This is a genomic window from Streptomyces buecherae (genome assembly GCF_014295035.1).
GTDB classification, from domain to species: Bacteria; Actinomycetota; Actinomycetes; order Streptomycetales; family Streptomycetaceae; genus Streptomyces; species Streptomyces youssoufiensis.
Genome location: NZ_CP060404.1, coordinates 6,533,552 through 6,552,762 on the forward strand (window position 1 = coordinate 6,533,552; position 19,211 = coordinate 6,552,762).

The following is a 19,211-nucleotide window of genomic DNA, read 5'->3' on the forward strand; positions in this document are numbered from 1 at the left end:
AACGGCACGGCCCGCGACCGGAGGTGGAACACGCGACCAGGGGCGGGCGGCCCGCGACCGGGGTGGCTGCCCCGCGACCGGGGCCGGGGCGGAGCCCGTACGGGGCGCGACGGGGCGCGCGGCGACCGTTCGCCAGCCGGCACGCGTGGCCGCGCGGGGCGTGCGGGGCGTGCGGGGCGTGCGGGCGTAGGGGAGGGATGGGCGCCCGGGGCGCGGTGCCGGCGCGAACACGGACGGGCACACGCAGACCCAGGCGCACTCAGGCGCGCCCAGGCAGACGCAGGCAGACGCAGACAGGCGCAAACAGGCGCAGACAGACGCAGGCAGATGCAGGCAAACACATCCGGACACAGGCGGACACGGAGGGGTGCGGGGGTCGGGGGAGCGCCCGGAGTTGACCCCTAGGCGGGCGAGCGGAGCCCCTAACTCGGCCGGGTGGGGCCCGGTACGCGGCGAGCGGGCGGCGGCGGGGCGGCGCCCCGCTGCCAGCATGGCTGTCATGTCGCAGACAGATGCTGGTGGGCCCGCCGCGGCCGACGCTCCGGCCCCCGCCGCCGCCCGGCCCACGCCGTTCGCCTGGGCGGTGATCCTCGCCGCGTGCGCCGGGCAGTTCCTCGTCGTCCTCGACGTGTCGGTCGTCAACGTGGCCCTGCCCTCGATGCGTACCGGACTCGGCCTCGACGAGAGCGACCTGCAGTGGGTGGCCAACGCCTACACCCTCACCTACGCCGGCTTCATGCTCCTCGGCGGCCGGGCGGGCGACCTCTTCGGGCGCAAGCAGGTGTTCCTGGCCGGCCTCAGCCTGTTCACGCTGGCCAGCCTCGCCGGCGGCCTGGCCCAGGAGCCCTGGCAGATCATCGCGGCCCGCGCCGCCCAGGGCGTGGGCGCCGCCACCCTCGCACCGTCCACGCTCACCATCATCACCTCCTCGTTCCCGGAGGGCCCGGAACGGATGCGGGCCATCGGGCTGTGGATGGCCGTCGGCATCGGCGGCGGCGCGGCGGGCGGGCTCATCGGGGGCGTGCTGACCGACGCCCTGTCCTGGCGCTGGGTGCTGCTCATCAACGTGCCGATCGGCGTGCTGGTGTGTGTCGTCGCCGCCACCTCGCTCACCGGCCAGCACGCGACACCGTCGCGCCGACCGCTCGACCTGCCGGGGGCGGCGCTGGTCACCGTCGGCGTCGGCGCCGTGGCGTACGGGATCGCGCGCACCGAGGAGTACGGCTGGGGCGGGGCCGAGGCCCTGGTGCCGCTGGGCGGCGGGCTGCTCGCGCTCGCCGGTTTCGTGGCCGTCGAGTCCCGCTCGGCCGAACCGCTGGTGCCGCTGCGGCTGTTCCGCGTCCGCGCCGTCTGGTCGGCCAACCTGGTGCTGGTCGTCTGCGGCATGGGCTTCTTCTCGATGTGGTACTTCCTGTCGCTGTATATGCAGAACATCCTGGGCTACAACGCCGTCCGGGCCGGCCTCGCGTTCCTGCCGCACACCATCGCGATCGTCGTCGGCGCGCAGGTCGCCCCCAAGTTCATGGCCCGTGGCGTGGAACCTCGGCTGCTCACCTTCGCCGGCGGCGCCATCGCGTCGGCGGGCTTCTTCTGGCAGAGCGCCATGGACGTGGACGGGACGTTCCTGACCACCCTGCTCGGCCCCGGCGTCCTCATGTCGTTCGGCGCCGGCCTGATGATGACCCCGCTCACCGCCGCGGCTACTTCGGGTGTCCCGCCCACCGACGCCGGCGTCGTGTCGGGCCTGCTCAACACCGCGCGGACGATCGGCGGCGCGCTCGGCCTGTCGCTGCTCGTCACCGTCGCCGCGGACCGCACCGACGCGCTCGGCAGCCGCTCCGCCGACGCGCTGACGCAGGGGTACGCCCGGGCCTTCCTGGTCGGCGCCCTGGTACTGGTCCTCGCCACCGCCCTGGTGGCCCTGCTGCCGACCCGCCCCGCCCCGCAGCCGGCGGCGGACGGCGCGAAGCCGGGGGCGGGGCCGGAACCGGGCCCGGAGGGAGTGGACGCGTCGCACGCGTCGGCCGCGCAGGACACGCCCGGTAGCGCCACGACGGGCCCGGACGGAGCCGGCACGGGCCACGACGGAGGTGCCCCGGGGCAGCGAGCCGAGACCGGAGGCTGAGAACACCGGGGGCGCGGGACAGCGGGGCGCGGAAGGCACGGGGCATGGAGGCGCGGGGCATGGAGGGGGCGCCGGGGCGCGCGGGCGCGGCGGCATAGGCTGGCCGCGCCGGCCGCGAGGCCCGCGCGGAGCCCGCGCACCGCGCGGAGCCACGCGGGACCCGTGCGATCCCGCGCGGAGCCTGCCGGAGCCCATGCGACACCGTGAGGAGAGAGCACACCATGGCCAATCCCGCACCGCCCACCGCCGATTCGCCACCCGGTTCGGGGTTCGCCGCCACCGGGCGGCGGGTGCTCGTCAGCGGGGCCTCGCGCGGCCTCGGCCGGGCGGTGGCCGCGGCCTTCGCGGCCCACGGCGACCGGGTGGCGGTGCACTACGGCACACGCCGCGCCGACGCCGAGGCCACGCTCGCCGCGCTGCCCGGCACCGGGCATGCCCTCGTCGGCGCCGACCTCGCCACGGCGGAGGGGGCGCGGGAGTTGGTCCAGGACACGGTCGCGGCGCTCGGCGGCATCGACGTCCTGGTGAACAACGCCGCCGTCAACACCCCGCACCCGCCGGCGGACACCACCTACGCGGAGTGGACCGCGGCCTGGCAGGCGCACGTGGCGGTCAACCTGCTCGGCACCGCCCACCTCAGCCACCTCGCCACCCGGCACATGATCGACCAGGGCACCGGTGGCCGCATCGTCAACATCGGCTCGCGCGGCGCCTTCCGCGGCGAGCCCGACCACCCGGCGTACGGCGCGACCAAGGCCGCCGTGCACGCGCTCGGCCAGTCGCTGGCCGTGGCCCTGGCGCCGCACGGCATCGCCGTCGCCTCGGTGGCGCCCGGCTTCATCGACACCGACCGCGTCGCGCACCGGCTGACCGGGGCCGAGGGCGAGGCGATCCGCGCCCAGAGCCCCTTCGGCCGGGTCGCGGAGCCCGCCGAGATCGCGGCGGCGGTGTTGTGGCTGGCCTCACCCGACGCGCAGTGGAGCTCCGGCACCGTCCTGGACCTCAACGGCGCCTCGTACCTGCGCACCTGACGCTCACGGCCCCGGCACCCACGGTCCCCGCGCGCGCCCGCGCACCGGACGCGCTGGCGGGCGCGTCCGGCGCGCGCGCCGGGCCGCTCACAGCCAGCCGTTCTGCCGGGCGGCGCGGACCGCCTCCATGCGGTTGCGGGTCGCGGTCTTGCCGATGGCGGCCGAGAGGTAGTTGCGCACGGTGGCGGGGGAGAGGTGGACCCGGCCGGCGACGTCCGCGATGGTGGCGCCGTCGGCCGCCGCGGACAGCACGTCCCGCTCGCGCGGCGACAGGGGGTTGGGCCCGGCGCTCAGCGCCGCCGCGGCCAGCGCCGGATCGATGACGCGCTCACCCGCCAGCACCCGACGGATCGCCACCGCCAACTCCTCCACGGGCCCGTCCTTGACGAGGAACCCGTACGCCCCGACCTCCATCGCGCGCCGCAGGTAACCGGGGCGACTGAAGGTGGTCAGGATCAACACGCGGCACTCCGGCAGCCGCTCCCGTAGTTCGGCCGCCGCGTCAAGCCCGCTGCGACCCGGCAGCTCGATGTCGAGCAACGCCACGTCCGGCCGCGCCTCCAGCGCCCGCGCCACGACCGCGTCCCCCGTCGCCACCTCCGCGACCACCGCGATGTCCGGCTCAAGCCCGAGCAACAGCGCCAACGCGCCGCGCAGCATGCCCTGGTCCTCGGCGAGCAGGACCCGAATGCGCGGCGCCCTCTCCTCGCTCCCGGCCTCGGAGGTCTGCTGGCTGGCGGAGTCGGTCATGCGCGCAGCCTAACGAGGGCCCGGCGAGCGCCGGACCAGCCCTGACCCGCCACCGCGTGCGGCCCGCTGCCCGTGCGGCCACTCGCCCCCGCGGCGGCCGTACGCACCGGGCCGTGCCCGCCCCGCCCGCTGGCCAGCCCACCCACCCGCGAGAAAACGCCATGCGGGTGTGCCGCCGCGCAGGTAGCGTCACCGGCCATGACGACACCACCTCGCGAGCGCCCTCCCTACACCGCTGACGAGCGGACCCAGTTGGTCGGCTGGCTCGACATGCAGCGTGCGGTCGTCCAGTGGAAGTGCGCCGACCTCAGCGACGAGAACGCGCACCGGGCGCTGCTGCCCACCTCGCCCCTCATGACGATGGCCGGCCTTGTCGCCCACCTGACATGGGTCGAGCACCTCTGGTTCGAGCACGTCTTCCTCGGCCTGCCGGAGCGGGGGCCGCGTGCCGCCGCCGACGCTCCCGACAGTGCCGAGATGCGGGTGGAGGGCGTACCGCTGGCCCAACTCCTCGCGGAGTACGAGCGGCAGTGCGCGGTGTCGAACGAGATCATCGCGGGGCACGCGCTCGACGACACCGGCCGGGCGCCGGGAGTCGCCGCCCGTGAGGCGAGCCTGCGGTGGATCCTGTTCCACCTGCTCGAGGAGACCGCCCGGCACGCCGGGCACATGGACACCCTCCGGGAGTCGCTGGACGGCACGAAGGGCTACTACTGACGGGCCGTCGCGCCCGCGCCGTTCCCCGGCGTCATCTCGGCTTCGGCCGGCGGCCCGTCGAGGTCCACGGGCAGCGCGGCGCTGAGCCGGAAGCCGCGCCGGCCGTCCGGGCCGGAGCGCAGCGTGCCGCCGGCCGCCGCGAGCCGTTCCGTGAGGCCCGCGATGCCCGTTCCGCCGCCCGGCCGCGTCGCACCGTGCTCGCGCGGACCGGCGGGCCGTTCGCCCGCCGCCCCTGCCGCCTTTGCCGCGCCGCCGGGCCCGTCGTCCACGATGGTCAGCCGCACCGCGTCCGCGTCCGTGCGGAGTTCGATCTCGCACCGCGTGGCGCCGCTGTGCCGGACCGTGTTGGTCACGCCCTCCCGTACCACCCAGCCGAGCAACGCCTCGGTCTGGGCCGGTAGCGGCGGCCCCGACTGGCGGACGACCGCCGTGATGCCGGCCGCGTCCAGCAGCGAACGGGCCCGGTCCAACTCGGTGGCCAGGCTGCCCTCGCGGTAGCCGGTGACGGCCTCGCGGATCTCGGTGAGGGCCTGCCGGCCGATCGCCTCGATGTCCGCCGCCTGGGCCAGGGCCGCCTCCGGGTCGCGCGGGCCGAGCCGCCGTACCGCCTCGGCCTTGACCACCACGACGGACATCGTGTGGCCGAGCAGGTCGTGCAGGTCGCGGGAGAAGCGCAACCGTTCCCGCTCGACGGCCGAGCGCGTCAACTCGTCCCGGGTGTCGTGGAGTTCGTGGACCGTGACGATCAGCCGCCGGATGATGGCGACCACCGCGCCGGACAGCAGCGAGGAGTACGCCACCGTCAGCACCTCGTCCGGGTGGCCGCCGAGCGCGGCGCTGAGCACTCCCACGGCCACCACGCCGAGCAGCGCCAGCGGCACCACCGGCGCGCGCACCGTGACCCCGGTGGCCAGCGACAGCAGCGAGAACAGGGTCAGCCAACTGCCCCCGTACGCGCTGCCGAGCGCGCAGGCCAGCGCCGCGGCCGGGAGGAGGAAGAGGACCGCGACGCGACGCCGGGCGGGGACGCTGCCGACGAAGACGGCGGCGAGATAGCAGGCGACGAACGCGGCCAGACCCGCCGCCGCCCACCAGCGCTGGGCGACCTCGCCCTGCCACACGTCCACCGCCGCCCCGCTGGCCAGCAGCAGCCAGGGCACGAGCACCCACTCGCTCGGCCCCTCGTCCCGCGCCCCGGGTGCCCCGTCGGCGCCCCGCGCCACCCGACGCCTGAGCCGCGCGCCGATCCGCTCCCACCACGCCATCACACCCACCCTCCGCTCACCGCTCACCAGACCACTCCGCCCACCGGCCGGTGCCCCGCCCGCGTGGCCGTGGGCGTCGGTTTCCGGCCAGTGCGTACCGTACGCGCCGGGCTCGGACGCCCGTCCCCGGACTGTCGTGGGCGGTGCGCACCGGTGGGGGGTGGGCTGGTTTCGGCCGCGCGTCATGCCGTACGGGTGCACACGCGGTACGAGTGCAGGGCGTAGCCGGCGAAGAGGGCGAGCCAGCCGGCCAGCGCCAGGGCCGTCGCCAGGTGCGGCGCGTGCCCGTCGGCCACGCTCCAGCCCAGTTCGGCGAAGCGGTGGGTGGGGGCCCAACCGGACAGGGCCCGCAGCCAGCCGGGGAAGGAGTCCGTGGGCACCCACAGGCCGCCGACCACGGACAGGCCCAGGTTGCAGACGAGGTTGACCACGCCGGTGGTCTGCGTGCTCAGCCGGTAGCCGTTGCCGAGACCCAGCAGCGTGAAGGGCGCGCTGCCCAGCCAGAGCAGGCCGAGGAGGGCACCCCACTGCCAGGGGGCCAGGGCCACGTGGTTGACGAGCCGGCCGGCCAGCAGCACCGCCACGATGGCGGGCAGCACGATGACCGAACCGGTGAGGGCCCGGGCGGCGACGACGCGGGAGGGCGCGAGCGGGGTGAGCCGCAACTGCCGCAGCCAGCCGAGCGAACGGTCCTCGGCGAGCCCCGTACCCACGCTGAGCGCGGAACCGAGCGCCCCGTACGCGGCCATGCCGACCATCAGCGACACCGTGGTCTCCGGCCGCTGACCGCCGCCGTCCAGAACCAGGTTGGAGAAGAGCAGGTACATCGCCACCGGCATGCCGACGCCGAAGATGACGAAACCGACGTCGCGGAGCGTGCGGCGTACTTCGAGCCGCAGGTAGGCGATCACCGGGCCACCGCCCCCACCGCGCCGCGCCCCGCCGCATCCCGTCCCGCCGCGCCGTCTCCCGCCGCGCCGTCTCCCGCCGCACCGTCTTCCGTCGCACCGTCTTCCGCCGCACCGCGCGCCGTCGCGGGCGCGGCGGTCAGGGCCAGGAACGCGTCGTCGAGGCTGGCCGGGACGACCTCAAGGCCACGGACGGCGCCGCGCTCGGCCAGGGCCAGGACGGTGGCGTCGGAATCCACGCTGCGCAGTCGGGCGCGACCGCCGTGCACCCGCACGGCCGTCACGCCCGGCAGCCGGGCGAGGTCCGCCCCGGACGCTCCCGCCAGGTCGAAGGCGACCAGGTGGCCGCCCACGGAGCGCTTCACCTCGGCGCCGGAGCCGTCGGCGACGACGCGCCCGCCGTCGATGACGACGATCCGGTCGGCGTTCTCGTCCGCCTCCGGCAGGTAGTGCGTGGAGAACAGCACGGTGTTGCCCCGCCCCGTGTAGCGCCGCATGGCCTCCCAGAAGGCCCACCGCGCGGCCACGTCCAGGGCCGTGGTCGGCTCGTCCAACACGACCAACTCCGGGTTTCCGGCAAGCGCGAGCGCGAACCGGACGCGCTGCGCCTGGCCCCCGGAGAGCCGGTCCACGCGCCGGTCGGCGAGCGCGTCGAGCCCGGCGAGCGCCAACGTCTCCGCCACGGGCAGCGGGGCCGGATAGCTGGCGGCCACGAACCGCACCAACTCCCGTACCGTCACGCGCGGGATGGGCCGACCGTCCTGGAGCATCGCCCCCACCCGCCCCTCGCGCACCGCGCGGCGCGGCGGCACGCCGAAGAGCGCGACCTCGCCCGCCGTCGGCGGCAGCAGGCCGAGGAGCACGTTCAACGCGGTGGACTTGCCCGCGCCGTTGCGGCCGAGCAGGGCGACGGTGGAGCCGCGGGCGATCTCCAGGTCGAGTCCGTCGACGGCGCGGACCGTGCCGTAGTGGCGCCCCACGCCGCTCAGCCGCACGGCCGGCGCGGCGCCGCGGTGGCCCGGCCCGTCGAACGGGCCACCCGCGCCGACTGGAGTGGCGGGGCTGACCGGAGTGGCGGGGCTGACCGGGGTGGTTGGAGTGGTGGGGCTTTCTGGGGTGGCTGGGCCGGTGGCGCCGGATGCGGCCGGCGCGTGGGGGCCCGTGCGGGCTGGTCGCGTCATGCCTCAGACGCTACGAAGCCCGCCGCTGACCTGGGCAGATGTAAATGTCAGCGGCTCGGCGGGACAAATGTCACGGGTGCGGGGGAGGGGCGGGAGGAGAAGGGGAGGGCCGGTGGCGAGGGGGCCCGCACGCGACCGCCGAGTGCCCCCCTCACCGCGTCCCGCCCCGACCGCCCGGGTGACGCTTTTCTCCGCGCGCGGTGGGTCGTCGTTATTGGCCCGAGGGGCGTCGGTGCTTGCCGTGCGGCTGTTCCTGGCCGCTTTCGGCGGCGGCCGGGCCGCGGTGTTTGCCGGCGCCCGCGGCGTCGGTGGACGCGGCATCGCCCCGCTGCGATGCGGGCGATCCCCATTGACGTGTATCGGGGGAATCCATTCGGACATTGGCCATGAGGGAAGTCACTCCGTGAGATATCGCTGATGTCGTGCGCGCGGGGGGTCACTGTCCGTGCACGCGAGCTGTGACCAGCGTCAACACGCCACCAACGACAGACCGTTCGGCGCACGAATACGTGCCCCGCCCACGGCTTGCGTAGCCCCCACTCAAGTCTAACCAGCCCGTGGATCACGCGCCGACTGCATAAGGCGCCGGATTTCGACTCCCTTTCGCCGCGGCCTTCTCCGCCGGCGAGCACGCGTCGAACGGTGCGTATTCCCCCGCGATTTCGCAGACGCTCCCGCTTTGCGCTGCTGAGGCGGATATAGCGGGAGATGCAATGCGTTGTGCGGCCCGGGAGTTACGCCGAGGCGCCGACCGGTCGAGGGGAATCGACCGGTCGGCGCCGACGCGACATCGACGAACCGCCCGCCGGCGTCCGCCCTACGCCGGCCGCTCCAGCGGAGCCTGCTGGAGCGGCACGGGGCGGGCCGCGCCCGTGGCGCGGTGCGGATCGGCGGCGGGGCCCCAGGCGGCCGGGGCTTCGTACCGGGTCTCGTGGTGCGGGCTCGCGCGGTACTGGCTCTCGTAGTGCCGGCCCGGGCCCCCGTGCCACTGCCGCGTGGCGTCGAGCGGGAGCGCCCCGCCCCCGCGCGGGGCGGCGGGGTGCGCGGGCGGCTCGGCGCACCGCTCGTGCGTGGGCAGCGGCGCCTCGTAGGCGGGCAGCGGCGCGCGGAAGCGGGCCGCCTCGTACGGGGCCAGCGAGTGGCCCGGCACCCTGGGCCGGCCGGCGCCCGGCGCGCGCCCCTGTCCCGCGCCGTCGCGTACGCCACGGCCGGCGGGCCCGGCCTGCGCGGGCGGGACGTAGGCGGGCTGCGCCCGTCGCCTGGCCGGGGGCTGCGCGGCGAGGTCGGCCGCGCGCAGGCGGGCCAGGCCGCAGGTCGTCTGCGCGGTGGCGTACGGCAGGCGCAGTTCGCCGTCCCGGGTCCACAGGCCCGTGCCCGGCAACCAGCCGGACGGCGCGGACAGGTGGCGCAGCCGGCGGTCCGTGGGGCGCCACACGGCGACCCAACTCGCGCCGCCGCCCGGGTGCACCGGCGTCATCCGGAACGCCACCGCGCAGTTCTCCGGCGTCAGCGACTGGCCCGGCTGGGCCGCGAACGGCGCCAACGTGACCGCCGGGTGCGCCGTGCCGCCGGTACGCGGGTCGGTGGGGCGCGGGTCGAGGCAGTCGGGGAAGCGCACCGGGAGCGCGCTGCCCAACACGCCCCAGCCGAGCCGCTCCCGGCCCGGCGCGTTGGACCGCACGAGCAGCAGGCCGCTGTCCGGGTCGGCCAGGACGAGCCGGTCGTCGCTGTCCTCGGCGATCTGGAGCAGCGGCGTGGTCTCACCGCCCCGGCGCAGGTCCACGACGACGGACTTGACCCGCCCGCCCCACTCGCGGTCCAGGGCGAGCAGCCGCCCGGTGCGGTCCAGCCAACTTCCCCCCGAGCACCGCCCGGGCACCTCCGCGACGTGCTCGGGCCCGAACGAGCCGCCGTGCACCAGCCACACGTGCGTGGAGTGCTCGCCGGGCGCCAGCGCGTACGCCAGCGTGCCGCAGGGCGCCGGCGGCAGCAGCGACAGCTCGTCGCACTCGACGTAGCCGAGCGGGAGTTCGCCGGTGCCGGGGCCGGCGGGGTAGAGCAGCGAGAGCGCGTGCCGCTCGGCGACCTGACGGCGGATCAGCACGCGCCCGTCCGCCAGCGGCAACACCTCGCTCTCCGGCTCCTCCGGCTGCCGCGCGGGCAGCGGCACGGCGTACGGCTCGGGGCCGCTCAGCGTCCAGCGCTCCGGGAAGCGCTCGCCGGTCGCGCGGCAGACCGCGAGCCGGGCCGCGTACGAGCCGTCGGCGGCGAGCGTGAGGGCGGCCGGGCCGGGCTGCGCCGCGGCGGCTGCGGTGGTGTGCTCGGCCGGGCCCCGTACGGCGTCGCCCGGGCCCCGTCCGCCGTCGCCGGGGGCGGGCCCCGGGACGGTCTCGGGGTGGGTGGAACGCGTGGTGCGGTCAGTCTGGGGAGCGGTCTCGATGGCACAGGCCGTCATGGAACGGTCACCTCCAGTGCCTGAACGTAGTTTTGTCGACCCCGTGAGGAGCGGAGACCGGTGCGCTACTTCACGCGAAAGGGTGGCTAGCGCCCGGATTTCCGGCATGTGCGGGGTTGGTGTGCTTGGCCCGACTGGGCGGCCGGCGCGGCGCGACCGCGAACAGAGCGCCGTGGCGGCCCGGCCCCGCCCGCCGGGCGCGCCGGGCAGGAGACGGGGCGGCGAGGGACTGCGGCTCACAGGGGGGATCGTGGACCGGCTTAAGGTAAGGGTCGCCTCACCAAGAGACTGGTACGCCGCCAGGGCCCGCCCCGCGCGGCGCCACGCCCCCGTGGGCCCCCGCACCACCCTCGTAGAGCAGGAGCACGTCATGCCCCCACGCCGTCGCGCCACGGTGCCCGCCCTCCGGCGGCGCACCCTCGCCGCGGTCTCCCTCACCCTCGCCGGCGCGCTCGCCCTGTCGGCCTGTGGCACGTCGGACGACGACGGCGGGTCGGGCGGCGGCTCGAAGTCCGTCGCGCAGGGCGGCAAGGACTTCGGCAAGGCCGCCGAGGAGACCGCGCGGATGGGCACCGACGCGCGACCCGGCGCCTTCCCGCGCACCGTCACGCACGCCATGGGCGAGACGGAGATCAAGTCCGCGCCGCGGCGCGTGGTCGTGCTCGATGTCGGCGAGCTCGACAACGTCGTCTCGCTCGGCGTGCGGCCGGTCGGCTACGCCGCGTCCGAGGGCGACGCCGGCATCCCCGACTACCTGAAGAAGGCCGCCGGGAACCCGAAGAGCGTCGGCACCATCAACAGCCTCAACCTGGAGGCCATCCACGCCCTGCGCCCGGACCTCATCCTGGGCAGCAAGCTGCGCGCCGAGGGCCAGTACAAGAAGCTCGCGGAGATCGCCCCGACCGTCTTCTCCATCCGACCGGGCTTCACCTGGAAGGAGAACTACCTCCTCAACGCCTCGGCCCTGGACAAGACCGAGACGGCGCGCGAGGAGCTGGCCGCGTACGAGGCGGCGGCCCGGAAGCTCGGCGCCGACATCGGCCCCGACAAGCCGACCGTCACGATGCTCCGCTACATGCCGCAGTTCACCCGGCTCTACGCCAAGGCGTCCTTCATCGGCACCATCCTGGCCGACGTGGGCCTGCCCCGCCCGAAGAACCAGCAGGTCAACGACCTGGCCACGGAGATCAGCCCGGAGCGTGTCGACGAGGCGGACGCCGACTGGATCTTCACCGGCGTCTACGGCGACCCGAAGACCACCAAGCGCGACCGCGCCGAGGACAACCCGCTGTGGAAGAAGCTGGGCGCGGTGCGGGCCGGGCAGGCCAAGGACGTCCCGGACGAGACCTGGTACCTGGGCCTCGGCGTCACCGCCGCCCGCAGCGTGCTGGACGACCTGCGCGGCCACCTGGCGCCGTAACGCCCGCCCGCCCCGTCCCGTCCCCCCTTCGTACGGCCACGACGTCGGCCGCCCGCTCCCGCCGGTCCGCCCGCGCCGGCGGGACCGGCGGGAGGCGGGGTGCCACAGCTCAGGGGCGTGGGGGCGGGGCGGGCAGGTAACCTCTGACCCGTGCCCGCACTCGCTGAAGTCCTCACCGCGCTCGACGCCCTCTGGCCCCCGCAGCGGGCCGAGGAGTGGGACGCCGTCGGCACGGTCTGTGGAGACCCGGACCAGCCCGTCACCCGCGTCCTGTTCGCCGTCGACCCCGTGCAGGCCGTCGCCGACGAGGCCGTACGGCTCGGCGCCGACCTGCTCGTCACGCACCACCCGCTCTACCTGCGCGGCACCACCTCCGTCGCGGCCTCCACGTTCAAGGGGCGCGTGGTGCACACCCTGATCAAGCACGACGTCGCGTTGCACGTGGCGCACACCAACGCCGACCGCGCCGACCCCGGCGTCTCCGACGCCCTCGCCGGGGCGCTCGACCTGCGCGTCACCGCGCCGCTCGTGCCCGACCCGAGCGACCCGGCGGGCCGCCGCGGCCTCGGCCGGATCTGCGAGCTGGACGCGCCGCTGAGCCTGGCCGCCTTCGGCGAGCGGGTCGCGGCCCGGCTGCCGCGCACCGCGCAGGGCGTGCGGGTCGCCGGCGACCCGGAGGCCACCGTGCGCACCGTCGCCGTCTGCGGCGGCTCGGGCGACAGCCTCTTCGACGCCGTGCGGGCCGCCGGCGTGGACGCCTACGTCACCGCCGACCTGCGCCACCACCCGGCCTCCGAGGCCCGGGAGACCGGCCCGCCGGCCCTGGTGGATGCCGCGCACTGGGCCACCGAGTGGCCCTGGGTCGAGCAGGCCGCGGCCCAGCTCGACGAGATTTCCGACCGGAACGCGTGGGGCCTGCGTACGCACATCTCGCACACGGTCACCGACCCGTGGACCGCGCACGCGTCCGCCACATCCCCAGCCCACACGACTCAGCCCTCTGGAGCCCCGAACTGAACGCCGCGCCCGCCGACCAAATCCGCCTCCTCGACGTCCAGGCGCTCGACGTACGGCTCTCCCAGCTCGCCCACAAGCGCGCGAGCCTGCCCGAGCACGCCGAGATCGAGACCCTCAACGCCGACCTGACGCAACTGCGCGACCTGCTCGTCGCCGCGCAGACCGAGGAGAGCGACACCGCCCGCGAACAGACCAAGGCGGAGCAGGACGTGGACCAGGTCCGCCAGCGCGCCGCCCGCGACCAGAAGCGCCTCGACTCCGGCGCCGTGACCTCGCCCAAGGACCTGGAGAACCTGCAGAGCGAGATCGCCTCGCTCGCCAGGCGCCAGGGCGCCCTGGAGGACGTGGTCCTGGAGATCATGGAGCGCCGCGAGTCCGCCCAGGCCCGGGCCGCCGAACTCACCGGGCAGGTCGCCGCCGTCGAGGCCAAGACCGTGGACGCCACCGCCCGCCGGGACGCCGCCACCGAGGGCCTCGACGCCGAGATCGCGACGGCCACCAAGGAGCGCGAGGTGGTCGCCGGCTCCATCCCGGCCGACCTGCTCAAGCTGTACGAGAAGCTGCGCACCCAGCAGGGCGGCGTCGGCGCGGCCCGGCTCTACCAGCGCCGCTGCGAGGGCTGCCGCCTGGAGCTGAACATCACCGAGATCAACGAGGTCAAGGCCGCGAAGCCGGACGAGGTCGTGCGCTGCGAGAACTGCCGCCGCATCCTGGTCCGCACGCCCGAGTCGGGGCTCTGAGCCGGATGCCGCACCGCTTCGTGGTCGAGGCGGACGGCGGGTCCCGGGGCAACCCGGGGCCCGCCGGCTACGGCGCCGTCGTCCTCGACGAGGAGACGGGCCAACCCCTGGCCGAGGCCGCGGAGTTCATCGGTACGGCGACCAACAACGTGGCCGAGTACCAGGGCCTGATCGCCGGCCTGCGCGCGGCGTACGCCCTCGACCCGGCGGCGCACGTGCTGGTCCGCATGGACTCCAAGCTCGTGGTGGAGCAGATGTCGGGCCGCTGGAAGATCAAGCACCCCGACATGCGCCCGCTGGCCGCCGAGGCGGCGGCGATCTTCCCGGCCGGCCAGGTCAGCTACGCCTGGGTGCCGCGCGAGCGGAACAAGCACGCGGACCGGCTGGCCAACGAGGCGATGGACGCGGCCGGGCGGGGCGAGCCCTGGCGCCCGGCCACGGCCCCGCCGGCGGCCGGCCCGGCGAACCCGTCGGGCACCGGCGCCGGGGCGAGCGTGGTCCCGGCCCCGGACGCCGACCCGGGCGCGAGCGCCGCACCGGACGCGACCGGCGCCACCGAGGCGCGGCCGGCGACCCGGCCCATGGGCTGGAGCCCCGCCCCGGACCTCGGCCCGCCGACCACCTTCGTACTGCTGCGGCACGGCGAGACCGCGCTCACCCCGCAGAAGCGGTTCTCCGGCAGCACCGGCTCCGACCCCGAACTGTCGCCCGCCGGGCTCCGACAGGCCGAGCACGCCGCGGCGGCGCTCGCCGCCCGGGGCACCATCGAGGCCGTCGTCACCTCACCGCTGCGGCGCTGCCGACAGACGGCGCGGGCGGTGGCGGACCGGCTCGGCCTCGATGTCCAGGTGGACGCGGGGCTGCGGGAGACGGACTTCGGCGCGTGGGAGGGGCTGACCTTCGCCGAGGTGCGCGAGCGGTACCCGGCCGACCTCACCACCTGGCTGGACTCGCCCAAGGCCGCCCCCACCGGCGGCGGCGAGAGCTTCGCGGCGGTCGCCCACCGGGTGGCGGCGGCCCGCGACGCGCTCATCGAGCGGCACCCGGGCCGCACGGTCCTGGTGGTCACGCACGTCACGCCGATCAAGACGCTGGTACGGCTGGCGCTCGGGGCCCCGCCGGAGTCCCTGTTCCGGATGGAACTCTCGGCGGCCTCGCTGTCGGCCGTGGCGTACTTCGGCGACGGCAACGCCTCGCTGCGCCTGCTGAACGACACCTCACACCTGCGCTGACCCGCACCCGCACCCGCGCCGACCGGCCCGGCGCCGCGCGCCCGGCCGGCCCGCCCTCCGGGGCCACGCCGCCGGGCTACGCCACGGGGACCACGCCGCCGGGCTACCCGACCCGGCTACGCGACCGGACGAGGCGGTCGGGCTACGCGGCCGGGGCCAGCGCCGCCGCCTCGCGGGCCAGGTGCTCGACGCGCGACCAGTCCCGGGCCCGCAGCGCGTCCGCCGGCAGCATCCAACTGCCGCCCACGCAGGCCACGTTGGGCAGGGCCAGATACGCCGGCGCCGAGGCGAGGCCGATGCCGCCCGTGGGGCAGAAGCGCGCCTGCGGCAGCGGGGCGGACAGCGCGCGCAGGTAGCCGGCGCCGCCGGCCGCCTCCGCCGGGAAGAACTTCATCTCGTGCACCCCGTGCTCCAGCAGCCCCAGTACCTCCGAGGCGGAGGAGACGCCGGGCAGGAACGGCAGCCCCGAGCCCTGGAGCGCGCCGAGCAGCCGCTCCGTCCAGCCCGGGCTGACCAGGAACCGCGCGCCGGCCGCCACCGAGGTCCGCACGTCCCGCGGGCTGAGCACGGTGCCCGCGCCGACCACGGCGTCCGGGACCTCGGCGGCGATGGCCCGGATCGCGTCGGGCGCCGCCGGCGTACGCAGCGTCACCTCGATCGCCGGCAGCCCGCCCGCCACCAGGGCCCGCGCGAGCGGTACGGCGTCGGCCGCGTCGTCGATGACGACCACCGGGATCACGGGCGCGAGGCCCAGGACCGAGCCCGGCGAGCCGGCCGCGGGCGGTGGAGCCGTGGCGCCGGCGGTGGGGGAGGAGGCGGCGGAGGCCGCGGCGGAGGAGGAAGCAGCACCAGTCACCCGGCCATCCTCCGCCCGTACGGCACTATCCGCAATGCCCGTTGCGCATAACGCAATGCGCTGCTCGGAAAGGCCGCTTCAGAGCTCCGTCACGATCACGTCCAGCGCCCAGGGGGCGCCCCGTCGCGCCGGCGGCGTGGCCTCCACGGCGTAACCCAGCTCGCGCAGCGCCTCGACCAGCTCCCGGGGGTCGCGCGGCGCGCTGCCCGAGGTCAGCAGGTCGCGCACCATGCGGCCCTTGGTCGCCTTGTTGAAGTGGCTGACCACCGTCCGCTTCTCCACGCCGGCGACCACCTTCGACTGCAGGACGCGCACCGTCGCCGTGCGCTCGGCGACCTCGCCCGCCGGCTTCCACGCCGTCGCGTACGCCGCCGAGCGCAGGTCGAGCACCAGCCCCTGGCCCGCCGCCGCGGGCAGCGCCTCGCGCATCGGGCCGCGCCAGTGGGCGCCGAGCGCGCCGAGGCCCGGCAGCTTGACCCCCATCGAGCAGCGGTAGGAGGGGATGCGGTCGCCGATCCGCACGGCGCCCCACAGCCCGGAGAACACCAGCAGCGAGCGGGCCGCGCGGCGCCGGGCCGCCGGGTCAAGGGTGGCCAGGTCGAGCGCGTCGTACAGGACGCCCGTGTAGATCTGGCCGGCCGGCCTGGTCCCCGCGGTGCGCAGCTCCGCGTTCTTGGCGATCTCGCCGCGCAACCCCGGGCTGAGGCCGAGCACCTCGGCGGCCTTCTCCTCGTCGCTCCCGTCCCCCGTACACAGCGCCACCAGCTCGTCGAGGACCGCGGCCCGCGCCGCCCCCAGCTCCGGCAGCGACAGCCCCTCCAGCTTCAGGGCGGCACCCGACCCGCTGGGGGCCTTCCCCTCGGACGGCGGCAACAGTACGAGCACGGTGGTTCTCCTCATCCGGACCGACGACGCGGGGGACGCGGTGTGTCGGGGCCGCGTCGGGACGCCGGGTCCGGAACGGCGACCGGCAGGCGGCCCCGCCGCAGCCTATGCCGGCCGCGCCGGTGCGACGAAACCGCCCTTTCCGCCCCGGCCGTCAGCTCCGCCCCGCACCGGCCCAGCGACTGCGCACCCCGTACGAGAGCGCCCCCGCCGCCAGCACGCCGGCACCCACCAGGACCGAGGTCAGCGGCAGGGCGAAGGCGAGCACGACACAGCCGGCGAGGCCGATGACGGGCACCACGCGGGGCGGCCGGGACTCGTCGGCGGTCAGCGTCCAGGCGCTGGCGTTGGCGATCGCGTAGTAGGCGAGCACGCCGAAGGAGGAGAAGCCGATCGCCCCGCGCAGGTCCGCCGTCGCCGCCACCACGGTCACCACCGCGCCGACCGCGATCTCCGCCCGGTACGGGGCCGCCGTACGCGCGTGGACCGCCGTCAGCGGCGCCGGCAGATGCCGGTCGCGCGCCATGGCCAGGGTGGTACGGGAGACGCCGAGGATCAGCGCCAGCAACGAGCCGAGCGCGGCGAGCGCCGCACCGGTCCGTACGAAGGGCGCCAACCACTCCGCGTCCGCCGCCCGCACCACGTCGGTGAGCGGCGCGCTCGCGTCCGCCAGGGCGCCCGGCCCGAGCACGGCCAGCGCGGCAGAGCCGACCGCCGCGTACACCACCAGGACGATGCCGAGCGCCAGCGGGACGGCCCGCGGGATGGTCCGCGCCGGATCGCGCACCTCCTCGCCGAGGGTGGCGATCCTGGCGTACCCGGCGAACGCGAAGAACAGCAGCCCCGCCGCCCGCAGCACCCCGCCCACCGTCACGTCCGGGGCCGTCGCGTCCGCCGCCCACGGGGCCCGGATGCCGTCCCCGCTCCACGCGGCCACGCAGACGGCGGCCAGCACGAGGAGCACCGCCGCGACGATCGTCCAGGTGAGCCAGACGGCCTTGCGCACCCCGAGACAGTTGACCACCGTCAGCGCCACGACGGCGGCGACCGCCACCGCCCGCTCGTGCTCCGGCCACGCGTAGGAGCCCACCACCAGGGCCATCGCCGCGCACGACGCGGTCTTGCCGACCACGAAACCCCACCCGGCCAGGTGCCCCCAGAACGGGCCGAGGCGCTCCCGCCCGTACACGTAGGTGCCGCCGGAGGCCGGGTAGCGGGCGGCGAGCCGGGCCGACGAGGTGGCGTTGCAGTACGCCACGATCGCGGCCAGGCCGAGGGCGAGCAGCAGCCCGGCGCCCGCCGCGTCGGCGGCGGGCGCGAAGGCGGCGAACACACCGGCGCCGATCATGGCCCCGAGCCCGGTCATCACGGCGTCGAAGGTGCCCAGCTCGCGGCGGAGCCCAGCCTCGGTCGTCATGCGGTTGATTGTGTCGCCCGCCGCGCCGCGCCGCTACGGCCGCCCACCCCGGACACCCCACGCCCCGCGTCCGGCCACCGGGCCGGGACGCGGGGGCGGGGCCATGCTTCCGCCCTCGGCCTCCGCCGGTGTCCCCGCCCGCCTACGCTCCTCTTCCCTCCCCTGCCTCCGGCGCCGGCCGCGCGACGACCGGCGGGTAGCATGGTGCGCACGACGGACGAGTCGGCTGGGCGGTCGCGTCGGGCGGCACCACATTCCTCGGAGTGTGGACGCTGCCCGCCGAGGAACGTCCGGGCTCCACACGGCAGGGTGGTGGGTAACGCCCACCCGGGGTGACCCGCGGGACAGTGCCACAGAAAACAGACCGCCGAGGGCCGTCAGGCGCTCGGTAAGGGTGAAACGGTGGTGTAAGAGACCACCAGCGTCCGGGGTGACCCGGACGGCTAGGTAAACCCCACCCGGAGCAAGGTCAAGAGGAACCGCCGACTGGCGGTTCTGCGCGAACGCCTGAGGGCTGCCCGCCCGAGTTCGCGGGTAGACCGCACGAGGCTGTCGGCAACGGCAGCCCTAGATGGATGGCCGCCTCCCCCGCGCGCCGCAAGGCCACGGGGAGACAGAACCCGGCGTATATGGCCGACTCGTCCGTCGTCCAAACGGCCCCTGACCAGCGCGCACGCTGATCAGGGGCCGCTTCGGTAGGCGAAGGTGCCGGCCGGGCCGGTCAGCGCGGCGGCGTGTCCGCCGTCTCCAGTCGGTACAGCTCCGGCACCGAGACCTTGATCGGTTCCTGCGTGGTGCGGGCGATGACGACGACCGCGGGCTCGTGCGGGTCGGGGTTCTCCTCGCGGTGCGGGACGAACGGCGGTACGAGGAAGAAGTCGCCGGGGTGGCCCTCCAGGCGTACCTCCCGGGTGCCGTCGTGGTAGACGAACACCGGGTGGCCGCTGACCACGTAGACGCCCGCCTCGGAGTCGCCGTGGTGGTGGTTGTCCGTCGAGCTGAGCGGCGGGTTCTCCACCAGGCCCATCCAGAGCCGCTTCGAGCCGACCGTGCCGCCGCTGATGGCGGTGTAGCCGTCCAGTTCGCCGCTTCCGACGCGGTGGACGCGGTCGTTGAGCGGGGTGTCCGCCTCAGAGGGGGTCGCGGGGGCGGCGTCGTGTGGAGTCGTCATGGTGCGGCCTCTCGGGTGTGGTCGTCTCGGCTGGCACCAGG

General features: G+C 75.9%; 16 protein-coding genes and 1 other RNA gene. 8 read left to right on the forward strand and 9 right to left on the reverse strand.

What is annotated here, in order from left to right; genetic code table 11:
• Positions 1–499: 499 nt before the first annotated feature.
• Both H7H31_RS25950 and H7H31_RS25955 read left to right on the forward strand, forming a co-directional pair.
• Positions 500–2,125, forward strand: coding sequence for an MFS transporter (locus tag H7H31_RS25950; protein WP_187062037.1), 1,626 nt, complete (start codon positions 500–502; stop codon positions 2,123–2,125).
• Between the two features lie 221 nt (positions 2,126–2,346).
• Positions 2,347–3,156 carry an SDR family NAD(P)-dependent oxidoreductase gene (locus tag H7H31_RS25955; protein ID WP_187062038.1) on the forward strand — a complete coding sequence of 270 codons (810 nt, stop codon included), beginning with the start codon at positions 2,347–2,349 and terminating at the stop codon, positions 3,154–3,156.
• Positions 3,157–3,243: 87 nt separating this feature from the next.
• On the opposite strand, the gene H7H31_RS25960 is transcribed toward H7H31_RS25955, so the two are convergent.
• Positions 3,244–3,906: a response regulator transcription factor gene (locus H7H31_RS25960; protein ID WP_187062039.1), complete on the reverse strand. Its 663-nt coding sequence runs from the start codon at positions 3,904–3,906 to the stop codon at positions 3,244–3,246.
• Positions 3,907–4,104: 198 nt separating this feature from the next.
• Here H7H31_RS25960 and H7H31_RS25965 point away from each other — a divergent pair, with 198 nt between their 5' ends.
• Positions 4,105–4,623 (forward strand): DinB family protein, encoded by a 519-nt coding sequence (locus H7H31_RS25965; RefSeq protein ID WP_187062040.1) that lies wholly within the window; start codon positions 4,105–4,107, stop codon positions 4,621–4,623.
• Here H7H31_RS25965 and H7H31_RS25970 read toward each other — a convergent pair.
• The 4 genes from H7H31_RS25970 to H7H31_RS34370 form a co-directional block, all read right to left on the reverse strand.
• Positions 4,617–5,888: a sensor histidine kinase gene (locus H7H31_RS25970; RefSeq protein ID WP_187062041.1), complete on the reverse strand. Its 1,272-nt coding sequence runs from the start codon at positions 5,886–5,888 to the stop codon at positions 4,617–4,619. The genes H7H31_RS25965 and H7H31_RS25970 overlap by 7 nt on opposite strands.
• 182 nt (positions 5,889–6,070) lie before the next feature.
• Positions 6,071–6,799 (reverse strand): ABC transporter permease, encoded by a 729-nt coding sequence (locus H7H31_RS25975; protein WP_187062042.1) that lies wholly within the window; start codon positions 6,797–6,799, stop codon positions 6,071–6,073.
• Positions 6,796–7,791 (reverse strand): ABC transporter ATP-binding protein, encoded by a 996-nt coding sequence (locus H7H31_RS25980; protein WP_187062043.1) that lies wholly within the window; start codon positions 7,789–7,791, stop codon positions 6,796–6,798. The genes H7H31_RS25975 and H7H31_RS25980 overlap by 4 nt, the downstream gene beginning before the upstream one ends.
• 1,003 nt (positions 7,792–8,794) lie before the next feature.
• Entirely contained in the window at positions 8,795–10,432 is a 1,638-nt protein-coding gene (locus H7H31_RS34370; protein WP_232110087.1) for a hypothetical protein, read from the reverse strand.
• A 370-nt stretch (positions 10,433–10,802) separates the two neighbouring features.
• Here H7H31_RS34370 and H7H31_RS25990 point away from each other — a divergent pair, with 370 nt between their 5' ends.
• From H7H31_RS25990 to H7H31_RS26005, 4 genes are all read left to right on the forward strand, one after another.
• The gene (locus tag H7H31_RS25990; protein WP_187063001.1) at positions 10,803–11,852 is read left to right on the forward strand and encodes an ABC transporter substrate-binding protein; all 1,050 of its coding nucleotides are present in this window, start codon (positions 10,803–10,805) and stop codon (positions 11,850–11,852) included.
• Positions 11,853–12,002: 150 nt separating this feature from the next.
• Complete coding sequence (locus H7H31_RS25995; RefSeq protein WP_187063002.1) at positions 12,003–12,869, forward strand: Nif3-like dinuclear metal center hexameric protein; 867 nt, start codon at positions 12,003–12,005, stop codon at positions 12,867–12,869.
• Positions 12,866–13,609: a zinc ribbon domain-containing protein gene (locus H7H31_RS26000; protein ID WP_187063013.1), complete on the forward strand. Its 744-nt coding sequence runs from the start codon at positions 12,866–12,868 to the stop codon at positions 13,607–13,609. The genes H7H31_RS25995 and H7H31_RS26000 overlap by 4 nt, the downstream gene beginning before the upstream one ends.
• A 5-nt stretch (positions 13,610–13,614) precedes the next feature.
• The gene (locus H7H31_RS26005) at positions 13,615–14,841 is read left to right on the forward strand and encodes a bifunctional RNase H/acid phosphatase (protein WP_187063003.1); all 1,227 of its coding nucleotides are present in this window, start codon (positions 13,615–13,617) and stop codon (positions 14,839–14,841) included.
• A gap of 142 nt (positions 14,842–14,983) precedes the next feature.
• On the opposite strand, the gene eda is transcribed toward H7H31_RS26005, so the two are convergent.
• The 3 genes from eda to H7H31_RS26020 form a co-directional block, all read right to left on the reverse strand.
• A complete protein-coding gene (eda, locus tag H7H31_RS26010) occupies positions 14,984–15,595 on the reverse strand; it encodes a bifunctional 4-hydroxy-2-oxoglutarate aldolase/2-dehydro-3-deoxy-phosphogluconate aldolase (RefSeq protein WP_222624305.1) in 612 nt (203 codons plus the stop codon).
• A 180-nt stretch (positions 15,596–15,775) separates the two neighbouring features.
• Positions 15,776–16,582, reverse strand: a complete 807-nt coding sequence (yaaA, locus tag H7H31_RS26015; RefSeq protein WP_187063005.1) for a peroxide stress protein YaaA — start codon at positions 16,580–16,582, stop codon at positions 15,776–15,778.
• A 154-nt stretch (positions 16,583–16,736) separates the two neighbouring features.
• Positions 16,737–17,999, reverse strand: a complete 1,263-nt coding sequence (locus H7H31_RS26020; protein ID WP_187063006.1) for an APC family permease — start codon at positions 17,997–17,999, stop codon at positions 16,737–16,739.
• A 218-nt stretch (positions 18,000–18,217) separates the two neighbouring features.
• Here H7H31_RS26020 and rnpB point away from each other — a divergent pair.
• An RNA gene (gene rnpB / locus H7H31_RS26025) (RNase P RNA component class A) lies at positions 18,218–18,644 on the forward strand.
• A gap of 76 nt (positions 18,645–18,720) precedes the next feature.
• On the opposite strand, the gene H7H31_RS26030 is transcribed toward rnpB, so the two are convergent.
• The gene (locus H7H31_RS26030; RefSeq protein ID WP_187063007.1) at positions 18,721–19,170 is read right to left on the reverse strand and encodes a cupin domain-containing protein; all 450 of its coding nucleotides are present in this window, start codon (positions 19,168–19,170) and stop codon (positions 18,721–18,723) included.
• Between the last annotated feature and the right edge of the window lie 41 nt (positions 19,171–19,211).

Excerpts from the sequence above, each read along its gene's own strand:
- H7H31_RS25950 (WP_187062037.1), top strand. The coding sequence starts at position 500 with ATGTCGCAGACAGATGCTGGTGGGCCCGCCGCGGCCGACGCTCCGGCC.
- H7H31_RS25955 (WP_187062038.1), top strand. The coding sequence starts at position 2,347 with ATGGCCAATCCCGCACCGCCCACCGCCGATTCGCCACCCGGTTCGGGG.
- H7H31_RS25960 (WP_187062039.1), bottom strand. The coding sequence starts at position 3,906 with ATGACCGACTCCGCCAGCCAGCAGACCTCCGAGGCCGGGAGCGAGGAG.
- H7H31_RS25965 (WP_187062040.1), top strand. The coding sequence starts at position 4,105 with ATGACGACACCACCTCGCGAGCGCCCTCCCTACACCGCTGACGAGCGG.
- H7H31_RS25970 (WP_187062041.1), bottom strand. The coding sequence starts at position 5,888 with ATGGCGTGGTGGGAGCGGATCGGCGCGCGGCTCAGGCGTCGGGTGGCG.
- H7H31_RS34370 (WP_232110087.1), bottom strand. The coding sequence starts at position 10,432 with ATGACGGCCTGTGCCATCGAGACCGCTCCCCAGACTGACCGCACCACG.
- H7H31_RS25990 (WP_187063001.1), top strand. The coding sequence starts at position 10,803 with ATGCCCCCACGCCGTCGCGCCACGGTGCCCGCCCTCCGGCGGCGCACC.
- H7H31_RS26005 (WP_187063003.1), top strand. The coding sequence starts at position 13,615 with ATGCCGCACCGCTTCGTGGTCGAGGCGGACGGCGGGTCCCGGGGCAAC.
- H7H31_RS26020 (WP_187063006.1), bottom strand. The coding sequence starts at position 17,999 with ATGACGACCGAGGCTGGGCTCCGCCGCGAGCTGGGCACCTTCGACGCC.
- H7H31_RS26030 (WP_187063007.1), bottom strand. The coding sequence starts at position 19,170 with ATGACGACTCCACACGACGCCGCCCCCGCGACCCCCTCTGAGGCGGAC.